Here is a 20,982-nt window from a genome sequence, read left to right on the forward strand (position 1 = left end):
GTCAGCGCGGCTCGCCGGCGCGGGCGACCCGCGAGGGCGCCTGTCCGGATTCGGCGAAGCTCTGTCCGGTCTTGCCGCGCACGTCGACCTTGACCTCGACCGACAGGCCGGGCCGCAGGGCGACCGACAGGGGTTCGCCCGCGTCGACAGCGATGCGTACGGGCACGCGCTGGGCGATCTTGGTGAAGTTGCCGACGGCGTTCTCCACCGGGATCAGCGCGAACTCCGCGCCGGTGGCCGGGGCGAAGCTCTCGACGCGGCCGCGGATTGTCCGGCTGCCGAAGGCGTCGGCGCGGATTTCCACTGGCTGGCCGATGCGCAGCCGGGCGAGCTGGGTTTCCTTGAAGTTGGCGACGATGAAGCCCTTGCCCAGCGGCACCACGCTCATCAGCGTGACGCCGGGCTGGACCAGCTGGCCCGGGCGCACCGAGCGGGCGCCGACGACGCCGGCGGCGGGCGCGCGAATCACCGTGCGGTCGAGATCGATGCGCGCCTGCTCGACGGCGGCGCGGGCGGCGGCCACCTGGGCGATGGTCTGGGCGCGGGCCGAGCCGAGCGATTCGGCGGCGCGCCGTTCGGCCTCCAGCGCGGCCTGGGCCTGGGCGACAGAGGCCGCCGACTGGGCCGCGCCCGCGCGGACGGTGGTCAATTTCTGGTCGGACACCCAGCCTTTGGCGGCGAGTTCTCCGTAGCGTTTGAGATCGGCGTCCATCCGGCCGGCGTCGGCCCGGGCGCTGGCGACGCCGGCGGCGCGCTGGGCGATCATCGCCTGCTCGAGGGCGGCCTTGTCATCGACCGCGCCGACGGCCGCTTCCAGCGCGTTGGCGTTGGCGATGGCCTGGTCAAGCCGGGCCTGGAAGGAGGTGGGGTCGATGCGGGCGACCACCTGTCCGGCCTCGACATGCTGGTTGTCGGTGACCAGCACCTCGACGACATAGCCGGCGACCTGCGGGCTGACCTGCACGGTGTCGGCCTGGACGAAGGCGTTGTCGGTCTTCTCGTAGGCCTGCTTGTCGGCCCACCAGAACCCGGCGCCGATGATAATGGCCAGGGCGGCGGCGCCGCCGGCGATAAGGGGAACCAGACGGTTCCTGGGAATGGACGACATCGTCAGCCCCTGACGTACACTGTTGATTGGCGTTCGCCGCTCCGGATGCTGGCGATAGCCGCGCCCATCGCGACGGGCAAGGGTTAAATGGACGCAGTCGTCCATAAATCAAGTGTCGCGCCGCGCTTTCGCCGGGACGCGTGTCGCTGTAAACCAGCGGGCGATGACCGATGTCACGTCCACGCCGCCGGCCCTGCGCTGGGTCGCCCTGTTCCTCGCCGCCTGCGCGGTGCTGGGGCTGTTCCTCGGATTCCGCGACCAGATCCGCAAGAATCCGCCCGGCTGGTACACCGGCGCCCAACAGGTCGCCGCGCCGCTGACGACGCCGGCGGACGGCGCGCGCGAAGCGGTGCCGTTCGATCCCAACGCGCCGAAGACCGCCGCCGCGCGGGTCCCGGCCCCGCCCTCGGCGAAAACGCCGGCCGAGGTGCTGGAGGAGCCGTCCGACACCGCGACGACCGATGCCGCGCCGCCGACCGAGACCGCGGCCCCGAAAGCCGTGCCCCCGCCGGTCCTGACGCCGACGCCCGCGCCGAAGCTCAAGCCCGCCGCCCCGGCGCCGAAGGCCGCCCCGTCCGGCGACCCGGTCGGCGACATCCTCGAAGGCCAGAAGCAGTCCGAAACCCCCGCCGCGGTGCCCTACTAGATCATGGCCAGATTTGACGCCGACGTGATCATCGCCGGAGCCGGCATGGCCGGCGCCACGCTCGCCCTCGCGCTCAAGAGCGGCGGCATCGAGCCGCTGCTAATCGATCCGATGCCGTTCGACACCCAGCTGGAGCCGACCTTCGACGGTCGCTCCTGCGCGATCGCCTTTTCCTGCTTCCGCCAGTGGCGGACCCTGGGCCTGGCCCCGTTGCTGGAGCCCCATGCCGAGCGGATGAACGAGATCCTCGTCACCGATGGCCGCAGCCCGGGCGCCGCCTCGCCGGCCCAGACCCCCTTCTTCCTGCATTTCGACGCCGGCGAGATCGCCGACCGCGTCGAGGGCGAACCGCTCGGCTACATGCTGGAGAACCGCCGCACCCGCGCGGCCCTGGCTGAGGGCGTCACCGCCGCCGGCATTCCGGTGCTGGCCCCCGAGCGCGTGGCGTCGGTCTCCGTCAAGCCGGCCTTCGCCGAGGTCACCCTGGCCAGCGGCAGGGTCCTGACCGCCCCGCTGGTGGTCGGCGCCGAGGGGCGCGGTTCAACCGTGCGCAAGGCCGCCGGCATCGACGTGACCGGCTGGGACTACCCCCAGACGGGCGTGGTCTGCACCGTCAAGCTGCAGCACGGCCACGGCGGCGTCGCCCACGAATACTTCCTGCCCGGCGGGCCGTTCGCCATCCTGCCGCTGACCGAGGACCGCGCCAGCCTGGTCTGGACCGAGAAGCGCAGCCGCGCCGACGCCCTGAAGGCCGCCAGCCCCGAAGCCTTCAACGCCCACCTCGTGCGCCGCTTCGGCGACTTCCTCGGCGACATCGAGGTGATGGGGCCGGTGTTCACCTACCCGCTGTCGATCGCCATCGCCGAAAAGCTCTGCGCCCCGCGCATCGCGCTGCTCGGCGACGCGGCGCACGGCGTGCACCCGATCGCGGGCCAGGGGCTCAATCTCGGCCTCAAGGGCGCGGCGGCGCTGGCCCAGGTGATTGTCGAGGCCTCGCGGCTGGGCGAGGATATCGGCGCCGAGGCGGTGCTGGAGCGCTACGCGGCCTGGCGCCGGTTCGACACCAACACCCTGGCGGCCGGCATGGACGCCTTCGTCTGGCTGTTCTCGAACGACAACCCGCTGATCCGGCTGGCCCGGGGCATCGGCATGACGGCGGTCAACACCATCGGCCCCGCCCGGCGCTTCTTCATGCACGAGGCCGGCGGCGCGGTCGGCGACCTGCCCCGTCTGCTGCGCGGGCAGGCGCTTTAGGGATTAGGGTCTAGGGAATAGGGGCTGGTGAGAGCGAAGGCGCGGCAAGAAGGCTTGCTAGCCCCTGGCCCTACTCCTCCAGCGCCCTTGCCTCTTCCGGCAGCATGATCGGCACGCCGTCGCGGATCGGATAGGCCAGCTTCGCGGCCTTGCTGACGAGTTCGCCCTTCGCCCGGTCGTAGGTCAGGGGCGTGCGGGTCACCGGACAGATCAGGACCTCCAGCAGGCGGGGATCGACGTCGGTGACGGGGGGAGCGGCGGCTTCGGTCATGGCGTCAGCTTCTACTGGATCGAATGGGGTTCGTCATCGCCGCCGGCGCTGTCGATTTCGAGCAGGGCGATCAGGGCCTCGGCCCGGTCGCCGATCGTCAGCGCCTCGAGCAGCGCCTGCTTTTCGGCGGGGTCGAACGGCAGGCCCATGGCCAGGCTGTTGACCAGCGCCCCGGACGGAGCCTGGCCGGCCGCGTCCCAGTCGATGCCGAGGCCCCGGTGATCGAGGTACCGGCCGAGCGCCCGCAGGAAGCGCGGCTTGTCGATATCGTTCAGGGCGGCGTCCGGCCGCAGGTCGTCCTCGAACGGCGCGAACCGCGCCCGCACCTGGCGATAGGGCGTGGCGACCGGCAGTTCGTCGCCCGTCGCGAACCGGCAGACCCCGGTCAGGGTGATCATGTAGCGGCCGTCGGGCGTCTCGGCGAAACTGGTGATCTTGCCGACGCAGCCGACGGGGGCCAGCGTCGGCCGCTCCGGCTCGCCGCCGCGCGTCTGGACCATGCCGATCAGCCGGTCGCCGGCCATCGCGTCGTCGATCATGTTGAGATAGCGCGGCTCGAAGATGTTCAGCGGCAGCTGGCCGCCGGGCAGCAGCAGCGCCCCGTCGAGCGGAAACACGGGAATGGCCTGGGGCAGGTCGACCGCCTTGCGATAACCCGTGACCATGGCCGTCTTCCCTAGCTGAACAGGATCGAGGACAGGCGCCGGCGGCCCTGTTTGGCGACCTCGGAGTTGAAGCCGGCGGCCTCGAACACCGTCAGCAGCTGCTTGCGCGCCGCCTGGTCGTTCCAGGCCTGGTCCTTGGCGATGATCGTCAGCAGATGGTCGGCGGCCTCCGCCAGCCGCCCCTGGCCCGCCAGCGCTCCGGCCAGGTCGAAGCGGGCCTGGTGATCCTCGGGATCGGCGGCCAGGGCCTGTTCGAACGGCGCGGTTTCGGCGGCGGCGCCCTCGGCGAGGGCCAGGGCCGCGCGGGCGGCGTCGAGATCGGCGTCCTTCGCCCCCGGCGGGGCCAGGGCGACCACCTCGGCGGCGCGCTCATAGTCGCCGCCGGCGATGTAGCAGCGCGCCAGGCCGCCGATGGCCGGCACGTTGGCCGGGTCCATCTGCAGCACCGCCGCGTAGCCCTGGGCCGCGCCCCCGAGATCGCCCAGATCCATCGACTCCTTCGCCTGGGCCAGGACCTCGTCGATCTCCGAGGCTGGCGGCGGGCCGGCCAGCTTTTCGACGAACGTCTTCACCTGGCTGTCGGGCAGGGCGCCCATGAAGCCGTCGACCGGCTGGCCGTTTACGAAGGCGTAGACCGTCGGGATCGACTTCACCTGCAGCTGGCCCGCGTAGCCGGGGTTCTTGTCGACGTCGATCTTGACCAGCCGCACGGCGCCGCCCAGCGCGGTGACCGCCTTTTCCAGCGCGGGCGTCAGCTGGCGGCAGGGGCCGCACCAGGTGGCCCAGAAGTCGACGATGACCGGCGTGGTCCGCGAGGCCTCGATGACATCGGTCACGAAGCTGGCGTCGGAGCCGTCCTTGATGATGTCGCCGGCCGCCGCCGCGCCGTTGGTCCTGGGGGCCAGGCCCTCTCCGATCAGGGTCATCTCTTCCGTCCCGTGTGCGGGCCTTCGCCCGCGTTCAAACGCTTCGCCGACAAGATGGTCGCACCCGGCCGCCGGTTCAATTCCACATCAGCCGCGAACAACGGCCATCGCGCCGAAATCGACGATCAGCGGCTCCACGCCCACCGCCGCCAGGAACCTCCGGAAGTCGGCCTGCGATACGGCCGTGGTCGCCGTGTTGGTCAGGGGGTGGAAGTTGACCGGGTCGGCCGCCGCCAGCGCCGCGTCGAGCACGAAGCGCACCCGATGCTCCGTATCGTTGATCAGCCCGAACGCCGTCACCGAGCCGGGCGTCACGCCCAGTGTCTCCAGCATCAGCTCCGGGCTGCCGAACGACAGCCGCGCCGAGCCGATCACAGGGTGCAGCCGCTTGAGATCGATGACCGTCTCGCCGAGCGCCGAGATCAGCCACAGCTGCCCCTTCGCATCCTTCAGGAACAGGTTCTTGGTGTGGCCGCCGGGCAGGGCGTCCTTGATCCCCGGGCCGTCCTCGACCCGGAACACGGCCGGATGGTCGAGGGTCGTGGCGGCGATGCCCTGGTCGGCCAGGAAGGCCAGGAGGTCGGTGCGCGTCTTCATGGCCGCCCAGATAGCCAAACCAAGGCGCTTGCGGAACCGCTTCCCGCGGGCGAGAGGTTCGGATGACGACAATCAGAGAGGCCGCCATGCTTCTGGAGTGCTACCCGACCAGCCAGCGCCCGCCGGACATCGTGCCGGGCCGCCCGCAGCGGGCGTGGATGGACGCCTTCGCCGAACGCCATCCCTACCGCTGCCTGCCGCTGTCGATGGCCAACACGTCGGGGTGGGAGATCCTCTGCCCGGTCGGCTTCACCGCCGAGTGGAACGGCGGCGCGCACCAGGACTGCATCACCTTCACGCCCGACCACGGCCATCCGGACTTCCATGACTTCGTGAAGAGCCACTTCTCGCGCGGCATCTTCACCTTCCACCCCGGCTACCTGTTCCGCACCCCGCCCGGCTGGTCGATGTGGGTCGGCGGCCCGCCCAACCACGTCAAGGACGGCGTCCAGCCGCTGGTCGGCCTGGTCGAGACCGACTGGCTGCCCTTCCCCTTCACGATGAACTGGATCTTCACCCGCCCCGGCCGCGTGCGGTTCGAGCGCGGCGAGCCGTTCTGTTTCATCACCCTGGTGCAGGACAAGACCCTGGCCCAGGTCCAGCCGGTCACCCGCTCGCTGGCCTCGAACGACGACCTGCGCGCCCAGTACGACGCCTGGTACCGCCAGCGGGAGGAGTTCAACCGCCGCCTGATGAAGCAGGAACCCGACGCCGTGCGCGACGCCTGGCAGCGCTACTACTTCAAGGGCGAACTGCCGGAACAGACCGGCCCTGCCCCCGCCAACCACGTCAACAAGCGCCGTCTGAAATCTCCGCGCCTCGGCGTGTAAATCGGCGTTCAGAGGCGCTTGCAAAGGCCTTGGCCCTCTGCCATAAGCCGCCTCTCGATTTTCGGGACGCCCATCAGAAGCGTCCCTGGAGCGCGGGCGTAGCTCAGTGGTAGAGCACAACCTTGCCAAGGTTGGGGTCGAGAGTTCGAATCTCTTCGCCCGCTCCATTTAGAAAATTCGAAAACCGAAGACGGGACGAGGCTAGAGAGCTTCGGGCCCGGTCTTAGGGCCTCTCACTTTCAATCGAAATGGCCCGCTGGGCAGCCTCGGTTGCAATTCGGTTGCAACACCCCCATTCGTTGGGTTTGTTTCCTGTGGCGACCCGCCGACGCGTGCTAGATCGGACGGGTCGAGTATGGGGGGGCGCATGCCTAAACGGGCCAACGCGAGGACAGGCGGAGAGCTGTTCATCGTCGATAACAGCGACGATGAATGGAAGGCGCTGCGCTACCTGCACGACTGGTGCGATTACGCCCGGTCCATCGATGTTGCATCTGGCTATTTCGAGATTGGATCGCTCCTGGCCCTGGACGGACAGTGGCAGAAGCTCGACGGCCTCCGCATTCTGATGGGTGATGAAGCCGGCCTGCGGACCAAGAACGTATTCGAGAAGGCGCTATCGGATCGGGTCTCAAGGCTGGACAACAGCCTTGAGACCGAAAAGGAAAAGAACGATTTCCTCGACGGCGTCCCGGCCATTGTCGAGGCCATCGCTTCCGGCAAGATCCAGGTCCGCGTCTATCGGAAAGCCAAGTTCCACGCCAAGGCCTACATCACCCACGCTCGCAGCGACGTCATCGGCGCGGCGGCCCTCGTTGGCTCTTCGAACTTCACCTATCCGGGCCTGACTCAAAACATTGAGCTCAACGTCCAGATCACCGGCCAGCCCGTGTCTGTGCTGCAGGAATGGTACGAGGAACATTGGGACGAGGCCGAGGACATCACGCCGGAAGTCCTCCGTGTCATCGAGCGGCACATCCAGTCGTTCAGCCCGTTCGACGTATGGGCTCAATCCCTGAGCCAGTACTTCAAGCGCCGCGAGATCTCCGCCGGTGAATGGGAGCGTGGGCAGTCGAAGATCTGGCCACTGCTCGATGGCTACCAGCGTGAAGGCTACGGCCAGCTGATGAAGAAGGCCCAGGACTACGGCGGAGCCTTCCTCTGCGATGGCGTGGGTCTCGGGAAGACCTTCGTTGGGTTGATGCTGCTGGAACGGCTGGCCGTCCACGAAGGAAAGCGTGTGGCGCTTATCGTTCCCAAATCCGGCCGGGAGTCGGTCTGGGAGGCAAACCTGGACCTCCACCTCAAGGACGTTGGTCGGGGGCCGTGGGACAACGTCATGGTCCTGAACCACACCGACCTCAACCGGGGCGGCGACATGGCCAAGAAAGTGGAGGCCATCGCCAAACACTTCGACGCCATCATCATCGACGAAGCGCACAATTTCCGAAATCCGGGCCTTGCCGGGCAGGGCGCGAAGAAGGAATCCCGCTACCGCATCCTGCAGCGCATCGCGCGTGACAATCGGCACAAGCAGATGTTCCTGCTTACCGCCACACCCGTGAACAATGGCGTCTTCGACCTGATGCATCTGATCGAGCTGTTCGCAAAAAGAGCTGATGCGTTCGCCCCCCTGGGCGTCCATTCGCTGCAGGGCCATTTCCGGTCGTTGGAAAAGGCGATCCGTAAGGCCAACCATTCGGCCGAAGATGCTGCGCCGGAAGACGACGTCGACCAGTCCGTCAGCGTGGGGGCTGCGCGCGAAGTCTTCGCCCAGGATCCGCTGGTCAACAATCTGGTGGTGCAGCGCAGCCGTGCCTACGTGAAGGCCAGCCAGGTGGCGGAGTCCAAGGGCGGTGCAATCTTCCCGGTTCGCGAAGTCCCGAAGGTCGCGGACTACAGCCTCTCACCGCTCCAGCAGCAGTTGCTCGACCTCGTCGAGGAGTCCTTCAAGCACAAGAGCGAGCTCTTTCGCCTGGCGCTCTATGACCCCACCGAGTGGCTGATCGAGCCCTCCGAGGAGGACGATCTGGCCAAAGGCCGGAGAGCCCAGGTCGTGCGCCTCATCCGGATTGGCTTCCTCAAGCGGCTGGAAAGCTCAACGGCGGCGTTCGAGTTGTCCTGCCATCGTCTGATGGTCAAGCTATTGGCCTTCTGGAAGGCGCATGCGGAGACCGAGGGGGAGCTCGCCGACCTCGCCGTCTGGGAAGATCGCCACAGTCACCAGGTCGCCCAGGTGCGGGCTGGCCTCGCTCAACATGCCGGCGAGGACGAGGACAGCGAGGAAGATGGCGACGACCTGATCACCGGCGAAATGGTCGACAAGGTCGAGCGTCTGCCCCGCACGAAATACAAGGTGCCGCAGCTATTGGCCGAGACCCGCGAGGACCTCAACCAGCTGGTCAAGTTCCTCGATGTCCTGAAAGGCTTCGACGCCGGCCAGGACGGCAAGCTGGCGGCGCTCAAGGCGCTGCTGACCACCGACCCCGTCCTCGCCCACCACAAGGTGCTGATCTTCACCGAGTACCAAGGCACGGCCCGCTACCTGATGCGAGAGCTCGGAAAGGCCGGGGTCACGGGCCTGGCCCAGATCGACTCCTCGACCAAGACGCCGCGCGACCAGATCATCCGGCGGTTCGCGCCCTACTATAACGGGACCAACAGCGCTGCCCTTGCCGCGAAGGGCGAGGCCGAGATCCGCGTGCTGATCTCCACCGACGTGCTCTCGGAAGGCCTGAACCTTCAGGACGCTACCCGGCTGATCAACTACGACCTCCACTGGAACCCCGTGCGGCTGATGCAGCGGATCGGCCGGGTCGACCGGCGGATGAATCCGAAGACCGAGGCGGCGCTTGTCGCCGACCACCCGGACACCGAGCCTCTGCGCGGTAAGGTCGCCTACTGGAATTTCCTGCCCACGGCCGCTCTGGAAAAGCTGCTCGGCCTCTACAGCCGCGTCGCTGGCAAGACGCTGCGCATCTCGAAGCTATTCGGCATCGAAGGCCGGCGCCTGCTGACCGAAGCCGACGACTACGAAGACCTGAAGGACCTCAACGAGGAGATCGACTCCGCGCCGACGGACGAGGAGAAGTTGCGGCAGGAACTGCGCCAGCTTCTGATCGATCATCCGGATCTTGAGGCGCGTCTCGCGGATCTACCCAACCGCGTGTTTAGCGGGCGAGAGGCGTCGAGCGCGCGGGGCGTCTTCTTCTGCTACGCCCTGCCGGGCCGGGCGAATGGGCCTGACGGGGAAGATCGCTGGGATCTCGACGAGGGGCGTCAGGTCCGATGGTATTTCCGCGACTTGGAAGGCGGCGCGGTGCTGGACAGCGCGCCCGCTATCGCCGGGCTTGTCCGCTCTGCCCCGGACATCACTCGGCGTATCCAGCTTGACCGCGCCACCCTGGTCGCCGCCCGCACGGCGGTCGAGAAGCATATCGAAGCCAGCTACATGCGCCGCGTGCAAGCGCCCGTTGGCGCCCAGGCGATCCTCAAGGCCTGGATGGAGTTGAACTGATCCGATGGCGTCCCCCGAGCTGAAGACCGTCACTGACTTCTCGAGCCTTGTCGCCTACCTGCGCGACGAGCTGGATTGGGAAATCCCCGAGGACCTGCCGCTCGAAAAGCTGACCTACAGCTATACAGCGGACGAACTTGGTCTGAAGCTGGATGCCGAGGTCGCCATCACTCAGCTTCGCCCGATCCTGGGTCAGGAGAACGCTTGGGGCGTGTTCTTTGTCGACTTCGACAGGGCCGAGCTGCCGGTCACCCTGCTGCGGCGGATCCTGTCGAGCGTCAGCCGAAGGAAGCGGGCCTCCGCCAATCCCGGCGACAGGGCGCTGTTCGGCAAGAACGACCTGTTGTTCGTCTCGGCCTTCGGCAAGGCCGAGGATCGTCGGCTGGCCCTCGCTCACTTCCATCAGGAGCCGGAGACCACAGCGCTGCCGACCCTGCGGGTCCTGACCTGGGATCAGCAAGACACGCAGCGCCACATGAAGACGGTGGCAGAGCGTCTGGATCGCCTTCGCTGGCCGGACCGGGGCGAACTCGACGAGGCCTGGAAGGCGCGCTGGGCCGGCGCCTTTGTCGACAGGCCACGCGAAGCGATCCGCACTGCAAAGGAGATGGCCCAGGCTCTGGCTGACTGCGCCAAACAGATCCGCCTGTCCATCCAGGAGATTCTGCCCAAAGAGAAGAAGGGCCAGCCGCTAACCCAGCTCTTTGAGGCTGTGAAAGCGACGCTGAACAAGGATCTGGACGAGGCAAAATTCGCAGACACCTACGCCCAGACCATCGCCTACGGCCTGCTGTCCAAGCGCATCGATCAAGTGCAGCGTTGGCGGGCGGAGAAGGCGCGGACGCTGAACGGCGAACTGCTGTTGCCGCCGATCACCGCCGACGCTCTGGAGAGGGCGATCCCGACCAATCCGTTCCTGTCGGAACTGCTTACCAGCTTCATGGGCGCGGTGGGCCGAGACGCCGGCGGTTCCGCGCTGGACTTTGACGAGCTTGGCCTTGGCGATCTGGTCGATCTGCTGAACACAGCCAACATGGAGGCCGTCCTAGACGACTTCGACAAGGACAAGCAGGGCGACGACCCGGTCATCCACTTCTACGAAGGTTTCCTGGCCGCCTACGACAGGGCGATGAAGGTCCAGCGCGGCGTGTTCTATACGCCCAAGCCGGTCGTCTCCTTCATCGTCCGCTCGGTCGACGAGGTGCTGCGCACCGAGTTCGGCCTGCCGCTGGGGCTGGCCGACACCACCACCTGGGGGGAGTTCGTCGCGGCGCATCCGGAGACGAAGATCCCGGACGGGGCCAAGCCCGACGACCCCTTCGTCAATATCCTGGACCCGGCCACCGGCACCGGCACCTTTCTGGTCGAGGTCATCGACCTGATCCACGGCCGTATGATGGAGGTCTGGAAGGACAAGCCGAAGGCCGAGAGGGACCGGATGTGGAACGCCTACGTCCCCGAACACCTGTTGCAGCGGCTGTATGGCTACGAACTGATGATGGCCCCCTACGCCGTGGCGCACATGAAGATCGGCTTGAAGCTGGCCGACACCGGCTACGACTTCTCGGGGTCCGAGATCGGGCCGGACGGCCAGGCACGGCCGACGCGGGCGCGGGTGTTCCTGACTAACGCCCTGGAGCCGGCACAGGACCTCGACATGCAGCTGGACTTCATGAACGAGGCCCTTGCGCACGAGGCCAAGGCGGCGAATGACGCGAAGCGTAGCACTAATACCGTTGTCCTTGGAAATCCTCCATATCAAGGCAACTCTTCGAACATGCAGCCTTGGGCTCAGAAGCTGGTTGATCGATTTCGGTACATCGACGGAGAAGCCTTGGGAGAAAGGAAATCTTGGCTGCAGAATGACTATGTAAAGTTCTTCTCGCTCTCGATGGGGATTGTGGAGCGGACAGGAGTCGGCATCGTCAGCCTGATTACCGACAATAGTTATCTGGACGGACCAACATTCCGCGGGATGCGTTACCAACAAGCGACGCATTGGACGAATGCAGAGGTCGTTGATCTTGGCGGTAAGAGTACAATCAGTGCCGACGGAGAGCGCGATGAAAATGTCTTCGACATTCAACAAGGCGTCGCCGTCCTTATCTTAAGCCAGAATGGGAGCGGTGACGGGACGCATGTACGCGTCGGCTCTCTAAGGGGTTCCGAGAAGTTTAAACTGGATCAGCTCGACGAGTCGTCGGGGCGGGAGCTGGCAAGCCGAACCGGCTACCCTAGGCCTGAGTTATATGACTTCTTCTCTGAGGAGCCGACACAGGAAGAGCTAGAGTTCTACCGGTTCGGGAAACTCTCAAACCTGATGCCGTTCAACTCGGTCGGAGTTCAAACGTCGAGAGACCACGTCGCCGTGGGGTTCGAGGCCCAAGAAGTCATAGCTACTCTGGAACGGCTCGCTGATTTGGCTCGACCAGAGCGGGAAATCCGCGAAGAGCTTTTCGGCGCAACGAAGCCCGATGCAAAATATCCGGCCGGGGACACTCGCGGCTGGAGACTCGCTGATGTCAGAGTCGCCATGAACCGATCGACCGAGTGGCGGCGATCAATCCAACCGATTGCCTATAGGCCGATGGATCAACGTCACTTCGGTGCCGACGAGTTGATATCCGACTGGCCGAGACCGGACCTTGGTGAAGCCATGGCCGTCCCTGGCAACGTCTGTCTGAACGTCGTGCGCCGGACGGAAAATCGTCGAGCTTATGACTACGTCATCGCGACCAAGACCATAACAAGTAACCATCTTGTCTCTCTAAAGGACGGCTCATACGGGTTGCCGCTTTGGCTTCCTCAAGGCCAACTGGATGCGGCCGCTCGCCCCAACCTCTCCCCCACCTTCACCGCCCGTCTTGCCAAGCTGACCGGCCTCCGCTTCGACGACGGCTCGGACGCGCCGGCACAGGGGGCGCTGCCGGGCACCGAGCCGCCCCCGCCGCCGCAGGCATCGCTGGCGCTGCGGCGTGAGCGCGGCGATCTGAAGACGGCGTTCGGCGCCCGCGATGTCTTCGACTGGATCTATGCGGTGCTGCATTCGCCGGCCTATCGCGAGCGCTACGCCGACTTCCTGAAGTCCGACTTCGCCCGCGTGCCTCTGCCGAAGGACCGCGACCTCTTCGCCGCCCTGATCCCGCTGGGGACCAAGCTGGTAGCCCTGCACCTGCTGGACGCCGACGCCCTCCCGGACCTGCTTGAGAACCCGACGGTTCGTTTCGCTTCCAACGGCGGCGAGCCGCGCCTGGGCCGTTTCGGCAAGGACAAGGAAGTGCGCCGCGATGCCTCGGGCCGCGTCTATCTGAACGAGCAGAACTGGTTCGCCACGGTGCCCGAGACCGCCTGGGAGCACTGGATCGGCGGCTATCAGCCGGCCCAGAAGTGGCTCAAGGACCGCGCCCAGACCGGCTCCGGCGCCAAGCTGAAACCCGGCCGCGTCCTCACCCCCGAGGACCAGCTCCACTACCGCCGAATGATCGTCGCCCTGGAGGAGACGGGCAAGGTGATGGCCCAGATCGACGAGAGCATCGCCGAGCATGGGGGCTGGCCCGACGCATTCCGGGGCATGTCAGACTGAGCGGGCAGGCATAGGGGACGAGTAGATGAGCGCCGCTATTCGACATGTTTCGGTGCGAGCGCCTTGGCATGACCGCGCCTGGGACGGTCACGTCTGCGATGCGCCGACGGCGAATGCGTCCTGCTTGGCCCTGAAGCTGGTGGCGGAGGGGCGCAACGACGCTCTGGAGCGCTCCCTGGCGGGCGAGGCGATCGATGCGCTGCCCTACGAGCAGGCGCCGCCCTGCATCAAGGCCAGCGCCGGCTTCCTATCGGGCCGACCTCAGAGCTTTCAGAGCATCATGGCCTACTCTCGCTGGAGTGACAGCCACCGGCACATGAAACCCAAGACGCTCCACCTGCCGGCCTGGGGAGCCCAGCTGATCCCCTATCGGTGGATGCTGCGCGAAAGCGGCTTCGCCCTTGCCGAGGACCTCGAACTGGATGTGCGGCCCGATCGCGAGCCGGCCGAGCCGGAATTCCTACAACGGACCTCCTGGGTGCAGCATCATGACCACCAGCGCATGCTGCTGGATGCCTTCGCCCAGCCCCTGGTGGAGGGGCAAAGCCTGGTGCTGTTTTACGCGACGCGCACGCCCCTGTGCGACGACGAGCGGCGGGTTCTGTTGGGCGCGGCCCTGCTCGAGAAGAAGCATGGCGTCAGCGAATACGACTACGAGCCGGCGGCCGGCGCGGGTGAGCGGCTGCAGGCCATGGTTTGGGAACGCTCCATCCAGCACAGCCTGAGGCCGATCCGCGCGGAGGGGGAGCCGACGCGGTTCGTGGGCGGCTTCCTACTGCCCTACCACGACATCCTGCGCGCCGTCGAAGCCGGCGCGGACATCGATCCCGCCGACCTGGTCGCCTTCGCGCCCGAGGATGCCCGCGTCCAATTCTCCTACGGCAGCGAACATGTCGGCCACGGCCCGGCCGCCGCCGCCCTGCTCAGCGCGCGGGCGGCGTTCGAGCGGATCGCCGCGGTTCTGGCCGGGCCATGGGCCGAGCAGATTGCCTGGATCGACGACCAACTGTCGCGGCTTTGGAAGCTGCAGGGCCCGGCGCCTGGGCTGGGCGTGGCGTTGTCGATGCTGCACAAGGGCTTCAACGGCACGCTGTTCGCCATCGCCCTGGCCGACCAGGTCGCGCCCGGCGACGACCCCTGGACCGCCGCCGACGCCATCCTTTCGCGCAAGGCTCCGCCGCCCGCCGGTGCCCCCCAGATCACCGCCACCCTGAGCAAGCTATGGGAGAGGCTGCGCGGCGATCCGGTGAAGTACAGCGCGCTCAAACTGCTGGCGAGGTTCGAACTGACCCGCGATCAGGCGGGCCGGGCATGGGCCGGCATCGATCATGCCGAGATGCTGGCCAATCCCTATCTGCTGTTCGAACGGGACCGGCTGGAACTCGACCCGATAGCCTTCCAGACTATCGACAGGGGCCTCTTCCCGGGTCGGGAAGTAACCCAGGCGCACCCGCTGCCGGAGGGCTGCCCCGCGATACTGACGGAATTCGACAACGAGCATCGGCTGAGGGCGGCGGCGGCGCATCTGCTGGAAGCGGCCGCCATCGACGGTCACACCCTGCTGAACGCCGCCAGCCTGGCTCAGGCCGCCGCCGGCCTGGCGCTCTCGGCGCCCCTGCCGATGGATGGCGAGCTGCTGGATCTTTACCGCGATGAATTCGCGCCGGTCGTGCATGTGGGGCCAGGCGAGACGCCGACGGCGCAGCTCTCGCGCTACCTGGAGGCGCGCAACCGCATCGAGCGGGCCGTGAACGAGCGGCTCTCGGCCCCTGTAACGGCCTCTGGCGTCGACTGGTCCCGCCTTCTGGAGGGCAAGTTCGGGCCAGCCGGGAACGATGAGATCGAGCTGAAGGCTCGGCGGGAGAAGGTGAGCGCGCTAGAAAGCCTGGCGGCCAATCGGCTGGCGACGCTTATCGGCCCCGCCGGCACCGGCAAGACAGAAGTACTGCACTTGCTGCTTCAGCGGAGCCAGATAGTCGGCGGCCGAGTGTTGCTTCTCGCGCCGACCGGCAAGGCCAGGGTGAGGCTGGGCGCGGCGACCGGCCGGCCGGACGAGGCCAAGACCATCGCCCAGTTCCTGTTGCCGCTGGAAAGGTTCGATCCGGAGACGGGGCGATATGCCGCCGCGCCTCACGTCGCTCCGGCCGAGGCCAGCTGCTGCGTCATCGACGAGGCGTCCATGCTGACCGAGGACATGCTAGTGGCGGTCCTGGACGCCTTGCCGGCCGGCTGCCGCCTGATTCTGGTCGGCGATCCCTGCCAGCTTCCGCCGATCGGGGCCGGATGCCCGTTCGTGGACATCATCGCCTTCCTGCAGCGCCAGCGCCCCGGATGCGTGGCGGAACTGAGCGTCTCCATGCGTCAGAAGGGCGATCGTTCGGACGCCCGCCTGGCAGCCATATTCTCAGGCCGCCCGCTGCAGCCCGGCGAGGATGAGATCGCTTCGCTGGCCCTGGAGGGCGTCCAGGATGATCACCTGCGCCTGAGACGCTGGGACAGCGTGGGCGAGCTGCCGGGCCTGGTCCGCGAGATTCTCGGTGCCGAGTTCGGTTCGGAGGATATCGACGGAGGCCTGGAGCAAGCGCTGGGCGCGATCCGAAACAACAAGGGTTACCTGAACTTCGAAAACGGCTGCTCCGAGCACGCGGAATCCTGGCAGATCCTGACGGTCAACCGCGCCCAGGCGGCTGGCAGTCTTTTCCTCAATCGCTATGTGAAGGAAAACCACCGACGCCGGCGCCTGGACGATGCGATCGCTTCGAATCAAGTGTCCTGGAAAAAGAAGTGGTTCCGTACAATCAAGCCGCACGGGCCCGAGCAGATCACCTATGGCGACAAGGTCATCTGCGTGAGGAACCATCAACGCCACGCATGGGACATCGCCAACCATAGTCGCGCTGGTCGGGATTACCTGGCTAATGGTGAGATCGGTCTGGTGACGGGCGCTCGCGACTACGGGCATGCCAATCCCAAGTTTCTCAATGTGGAGTTCGCCGGAAAAAGCGATCGGTCCTTCGGCTTCCGAGGTTCCGACTTCAGAGACGACGGTCAACCCTATCTCGAGCTCGCCTACGCTGTAACGGTGCACAAGGCCCAGGGCAGCCAGTTCGGCGTGGTTATCCTGGTGCTGCCCGCCAACAGCCGGCTGCTGTCGCGAGAGATGATCTACACCGCCCTGACACGGCAGACCCGGCGGGTGTGGATTCTCCATCAGCGCGGCTTCGAGACCGTGCTCGCCTATCGTCACGAGGTTTATTCGGACGTCGGCGCCCGGATGACCAACCTGCTTCACGAGTCCTCGCCGATGCGGACGCCCCAGCCGCTCGGGCTGCCCGCCGGCATGGCGCACAATGCGCGGGGCTTCCTGGAGGCGCGGCTGAGTCATCGCACCCTTCGCGGCGAACTGGTCAGCTCCAAGGGGGAATTGGCCATCGCCAATATTCTCTACGGCTTCGAGCGCGAGGGTCGGCTGACCTACGAGGTCGAACCCCGCCTCCCGTTCACCGACAACATGCGCGGCCGGTGGGCCGATTTTCGGGTGACGGCCGGGGGTAGGTCCTGGTTCTGGGAGCATTGCGGAATGCTCGACCAGCCGGAGTACCGAGCGCGATGGGAAAGGAAACTGAGGCTCTACGAACTCAACGGCGTAACTCGGTGGACTCCGAGTACGTCCCAGGGGCAGCTCATCGTGACGGAAGACGGCGGCGGCTACGGCCTTGACTCGATGGCGATCGAACAACTCGCGAGGGAGATATTTCTCGGAGTCTGATCCGCTCGGTTGGCCACCTTGACTTCCGGATCTTTAGCGGCATTCTTCGCACTGCTCCCGGATGGGGGCTGGAATAGAACCCGAGAGCGGTTCTGGCGAGATCCTGCTGCTGGATAGCGGCGACCGAAGACGAGGCGAGCCGGAGGCTTGGAACGTGTCGGATGTCGGGCGAACGCGCCCAACTGCGGGATCAATCTAGAGCGGTTCTCCTCATATTGAGAGAGACCCGAAATGAATCCCGATCGTATCCTTGTCCGTTTCGACCAAGGCCAAGTCGCCGAGCAGGTTGAAGGACCTGTCCGCCGCATTGTGGGCTTCGTCAAAGCCCGCAACATGCTCGCCCTTTTCGACGCCGCTGATCTTGAGGCCAACCCGCGTTCCGCCAAGGCGGGCCCGGTGACCGACGCGATCATCGACAGCATCGTCGAAACGCCCGAGACCTTCCCCTTCAAGACCAAGGGCGTTCTCGTCGGTGCGTCCAACTATGAGAAGCTCGAACGGAACCGCTACGAGCTGCGGTTCGAGAACGTTCGGATCGAAGGCATCCTGGATGGTGGGCACAACATGCTGGCCATCGGGACCCAGATCCTTCGGCTGGCGACGGGCAACGCCAAGCTTCGTCTGGCCCGCTGGCCTGACTTCAAGTCCTCGTGGGAAAAGAACCGTGACCTCGTGCAGACGCTTCGGGCGTCGACCGCCGAGGATGCGGAGTATGGCCCGCTCGATTTCCTCGTCCCGCTGGAAATCCTGGTGCCCTCCGACCTGGAGGACCCGTCGGTGATGAACGACTTCACCAGCTCTCTGCTCGATATCTGCGCTGCCCGGAACAACAACGTCGAGCTCAAGCTGGAGACCAAGGCCAACCAGAAGGGCTTCTACGAGGAGTTCCAGAAGTTCCTCCCGCCGGCCATTTCCAGTCGGGTGGAGTGGAAGACCAACGACGGCGGCGACATCAAGGTGCGTGACCTGATCGCACTCGCCTGGATCCCGCTCTCCCTCGTTGACCTGCCGGTGGACGAAGAAGGCCGGCAGATCGAGGCCCCGGTCCCGCAGAATATCTATCGGAACAAGGGCGAGTGCGTGAAGCTCTTCGACCGGCTGATGAGCAGCGCGGCGGTCTCCAAGCAGACGGGTGGCGAATACCGTCACGAACTGCATAACACCCAAGTTGGCAGCGCCCTGGAGATCGCGGCCCAGATCCCGGCCCTCTACGACCGGATCTACCGCATGTTCCCGGAGGCCTACAACGACGGCACCGGCCGCTTCGGCGGGCTGACCGTCGTCAAGCAGGCTAAGGACATGCGCTCCAAGCCCACGACCCACTTCACCGAAGCGGCCGTCAACTACAGCTATCCGGACGGCCTCATCATGCCGCTCGTCTACGGCCTGAAAAAGCTCATCGAGAGGAAGCCGGACGGGAAGCTCGGCTGGTGCATCCAGCCGGAGGAATTCCTCGACGAGTATCTCCAGTCCATCGTGAAGAAGTACAGGGTGATCATGGACGCTTTCCGTGCTGATCCCCAGAAGATCGGTAAGAATGAAGGCTCCTACGAACTGGTGCTGGATGCGTTCGAAACCGAACTGCTCAAGCGCTCGGCGGCTGCGGCGTGAGGGGGCGGCCATGAAGTACCGGGCCGAACCCAGCGGCGTCACGCTCCATGACGAGGATGCAGCGCTCGTCAAAGGCATGCTGAACCGTGGCGATCGTCAGCATGACATTGCCGCCTGGTTCGGGGTGAACGGTGGCCGGATCGGCGAGATCGCGGCGAGTAAGAAGTTCGACCATGTCGAACCGGCGACTCTGTCGGACCTGCCCCCGCCTGGCCCATACCCCAGCGGACGGGAGGCAGCGACGGCGATGCAGGCGTTGTCACAGGCCAGAGAAGCGCCTGACCGCGCTGAGGCGTTCATCAAGCGCAGTGTCTGACCCAAGGGCGCGCTCAAATATCTCCGAGCGCGCCCGACCCTGCACACTCAGCACAGTCCCTCCTGATCGGTCGCCTACAAAGGCAGGATCATGGGGACAGCGGATACCCCCCTCTCCGTGACCCCACGCGCCGCCGGGGAGGGGGTGTCGGCCGCGCCGGGCGCGCCTCCGGGGCGGACCTAGCTATAGGCTCGCTGCAGGGCCTCGACGGCCGCGTCACCGCCACGGACGGCCTGGGTGTAGTGGCCCAGGGTGACGGCCGGGTTGGAGTGACCAGCCAACTTGGCCACGAGGCCGACCTCAATGCCCTGGGCCTGCATCGTCGAGATGAAGCTGTGTCGGGCGGAATGCAGGGTCGCGTAGGGAAGACCGAGGTCGGTGAATACGGGCTCCCAGAACCGGGTCCGGAAGTTCTGATAGACCAGCGGGCCGCCGCCGATGGTGCGCGGCTTGGGCCAAGCCTGCCGGCGACCGAACGCCGGGAAAACGCGTTGTGGGCCGCTGGCCGCCCTTGGGCCCCGCCCGGACCCCCGCGGCGCCGATTTGGCGCGACAGTCCCGCGATGTCCCCGTTTGTCCCGCGAGGATCCGTCCCGGGAGTCCCGCGCTGGAAGGCGTGGAGGATGAGGGACAGAGCGGATCGTGACACCGCGCGGAAGCGCCCCTCTTTTATCCCCCCTTCCCCCCGCGCCGCCGATGCGCTTCCCTGTGGCGACTCCGGATCAACCGGACGCGGGAGCGAAACAGATGACGGCGACACCCTGGGCCACGGGCCTGCAGCTTCGGTCCCTGGTGACGCCCGACGGGACGCTTGAGCTGTCGCTCGCGCGCGTCGACACTCCGGCGCCGGGGCCGGACGAGGTGGTCGTGCGGGTCGAGGCCTCGCCGATCAATCCGTCGGACCTCGGCCTGCTGCTGGGGCCCGCCGACATGTCGACCGCGCGGGTGAGCGCCAACGCCGAGGGCCCGGTGGTCACGGCCGATATTCCCGAGCGGCTGATGCGCATGGTCGCCGCCCGCGTCGGCGAGAGCATGCCGGTCGGCAACGAGGGCGCGGGCGTGGTCGTGGCGGCGGGGTCCTCGCCCGAGGCCCAGGCGCTGCTCGGCAGGACCGTCGGCTGTCTCGGCGGCGCGATGTACGGCCAGTTCCGCACCCTGCCCGTCGCGTCCTGCATGGCGCTGCCCGAGGGGACCACCCCGGCCGAGGGCGCGTCCTGCTTCGTCAACCCGCTGACCGCGCTGAGCTTCCCCGAAACGATGAAGCGCGAGGGCTTCACCGCCCTGGTGCATACGGCGGCGGCGTCCAACCTCGGCCAGATGCTCAACAAGATCTGCCTCAAGGACGGCATCGGCCTGGTCAACATCGTGCGCAACGAGGAGCAGGCGGCGCTGCTGCGCGGCCAGGGGGCCAAGATCGTCGTCAACTCGTCGGCCCCGACCTTCATGGACGACCTGGTCGACGCCATTGTCGAGACCGGCGCCTACCTGGCGTTCGACGCCATCGGCGGCGGCCGGCTGGCCGGCCAGATCCTCACCGCCATGGAGATCGCCGCCAACAAGACGGCCAAGGTCTACAGCCGCTACGGCTCGACCCAGATGAAGCAGGTCTATGTCTACGGCGGACTCGACACCGGCCCGACCGAGCTGAACCGCGCCTTCGGCATGATGTGGGGCCTGGGCGGCTGGCTGCTGACGCCGTTCCTGATGAAGATCGGACCGGTCGAGACGCAGAAGCTGCGTGACCGCGTGGTCGCCGAGCTGAAGACCACCTTCGCCAGCCACTACACCGCCGAACTGACGCTGGCCCAGGTGCTCGATCCGCAGGTCATCGCCGCCTACAACCGCAAGGCCACCGGCGAGAAGTTCCTGATCACGCCCGCCAAAGGGTAG

The 20,982-nt window shown here is 66.5% G+C and carries 15 protein-coding genes and 1 tRNA gene; 10 read left to right on the forward strand and 6 right to left on the reverse strand.

Translation table 11 applies throughout. The features are described from left to right. Position 1 precedes the first annotated feature (1 nt). Entirely contained in the window at positions 2 to 1,108 is a 1,107-nt protein-coding gene (locus AC1RN0_RS07185) for an HlyD family secretion protein (RefSeq protein WP_492786749.1), read from the reverse strand. Positions 1,109 to 1,271: 163 nt separating this feature from the next. Between AC1RN0_RS07185 and AC1RN0_RS07190 the strand changes: the two genes are divergently transcribed. After that, positions 1,272 to 1,754 (forward strand): hypothetical protein, encoded by a 483-nt coding sequence (locus AC1RN0_RS07190; protein WP_492786750.1) that lies wholly within the window; start codon positions 1,272 to 1,274, stop codon positions 1,752 to 1,754. 3 nt (positions 1,755 to 1,757) lie between these two features. Continuing rightward, positions 1,758 to 3,008 (forward strand): UbiH/UbiF/VisC/COQ6 family ubiquinone biosynthesis hydroxylase, encoded by a 1,251-nt coding sequence (locus AC1RN0_RS07195; protein ID WP_492786751.1) that lies wholly within the window; start codon positions 1,758 to 1,760, stop codon positions 3,006 to 3,008. A gap of 70 nt (positions 3,009 to 3,078) precedes the next feature. On the opposite strand, the gene AC1RN0_RS07200 is transcribed toward AC1RN0_RS07195, so the two are convergent. From AC1RN0_RS07200 to AC1RN0_RS07215, 4 genes are all read right to left on the reverse strand, one after another. Beyond that, positions 3,079 to 3,279, reverse strand: a complete 201-nt coding sequence (locus tag AC1RN0_RS07200) for a Trm112 family protein (protein WP_492786752.1) — start codon at positions 3,277 to 3,279, stop codon at positions 3,079 to 3,081. An 11-nt stretch (positions 3,280 to 3,290) separates the two neighbouring features. Further along, positions 3,291 to 3,944, reverse strand: a complete 654-nt coding sequence (locus AC1RN0_RS07205; RefSeq protein ID WP_492786753.1) for an LON peptidase substrate-binding domain-containing protein — start codon at positions 3,942 to 3,944, stop codon at positions 3,291 to 3,293. A gap of 11 nt (positions 3,945 to 3,955) precedes the next feature. Beyond that, entirely contained in the window at positions 3,956 to 4,870 is a 915-nt protein-coding gene (locus AC1RN0_RS07210; protein ID WP_492786754.1) for a tetratricopeptide repeat protein, read from the reverse strand. Positions 4,871 to 4,957: 87 nt separating this feature from the next. Beyond that, a complete protein-coding gene (locus AC1RN0_RS07215; RefSeq protein ID WP_492786755.1) occupies positions 4,958 to 5,467 on the reverse strand; it encodes a prolyl-tRNA synthetase associated domain-containing protein in 510 nt (169 codons plus the stop codon). A gap of 86 nt (positions 5,468 to 5,553) precedes the next feature. Here AC1RN0_RS07215 and AC1RN0_RS07220 point away from each other — a divergent pair, with 86 nt between their 5' ends. From AC1RN0_RS07220 to AC1RN0_RS07250, 7 genes are all read left to right on the forward strand, one after another. After that, positions 5,554 to 6,297 (forward strand): DUF6065 family protein, encoded by a 744-nt coding sequence (locus tag AC1RN0_RS07220; protein WP_492787004.1) that lies wholly within the window; start codon positions 5,554 to 5,556, stop codon positions 6,295 to 6,297. Positions 6,298 to 6,389: 92 nt separating this feature from the next. Continuing rightward, positions 6,390 to 6,464 (forward strand) — tRNA-Gly (locus AC1RN0_RS07225). 200 nt (positions 6,465 to 6,664) lie between these two features. Further along, a complete protein-coding gene (locus AC1RN0_RS07230) occupies positions 6,665 to 9,814 on the forward strand; it encodes a helicase-related protein (RefSeq protein ID WP_492786756.1) in 3,150 nt (1,049 codons plus the stop codon). Positions 9,815 to 9,818: 4 nt separating this feature from the next. Next, complete coding sequence (locus AC1RN0_RS07235) at positions 9,819 to 13,397, forward strand: type ISP restriction/modification enzyme (RefSeq protein ID WP_492786757.1); 3,579 nt, start codon at positions 9,819 to 9,821, stop codon at positions 13,395 to 13,397. A gap of 25 nt (positions 13,398 to 13,422) precedes the next feature. Next, positions 13,423 to 17,166 (forward strand): AAA family ATPase, encoded by a 3,744-nt coding sequence (locus AC1RN0_RS07240; protein ID WP_492786758.1) that lies wholly within the window; start codon positions 13,423 to 13,425, stop codon positions 17,164 to 17,166. Positions 17,167 to 17,397: 231 nt separating this feature from the next. Beyond that, entirely contained in the window at positions 17,398 to 18,777 is a 1,380-nt protein-coding gene (locus tag AC1RN0_RS07245) for a hypothetical protein (protein WP_492786759.1), read from the forward strand. 10 nt (positions 18,778 to 18,787) lie between these two features. Further along, positions 18,788 to 19,093 carry a hypothetical protein gene (locus tag AC1RN0_RS07250; RefSeq protein ID WP_492786760.1) on the forward strand — a complete coding sequence of 102 codons (306 nt, stop codon included), beginning with the start codon at positions 18,788 to 18,790 and terminating at the stop codon, positions 19,091 to 19,093. A gap of 179 nt (positions 19,094 to 19,272) precedes the next feature. Here AC1RN0_RS07250 and AC1RN0_RS07255 read toward each other — a convergent pair whose 3' ends face one another. Beyond that, a complete protein-coding gene (locus tag AC1RN0_RS07255) occupies positions 19,273 to 19,680 on the reverse strand; it encodes a tyrosine-type recombinase/integrase (RefSeq protein WP_492787005.1) in 408 nt (135 codons plus the stop codon). A 159-nt stretch (positions 19,681 to 19,839) separates the two neighbouring features. Here AC1RN0_RS07255 and AC1RN0_RS07260 point away from each other — a divergent pair, with 159 nt between their 5' ends. Next, the gene (locus tag AC1RN0_RS07260; protein ID WP_492786761.1) at positions 19,840 to 20,982 is read left to right on the forward strand and encodes a zinc-binding dehydrogenase; all 1,143 of its coding nucleotides are present in this window, start codon (positions 19,840 to 19,842) and stop codon (positions 20,980 to 20,982) included.

The organism is Caulobacter sp. GW821-FHT12F03, from assembly GCF_058806855.1.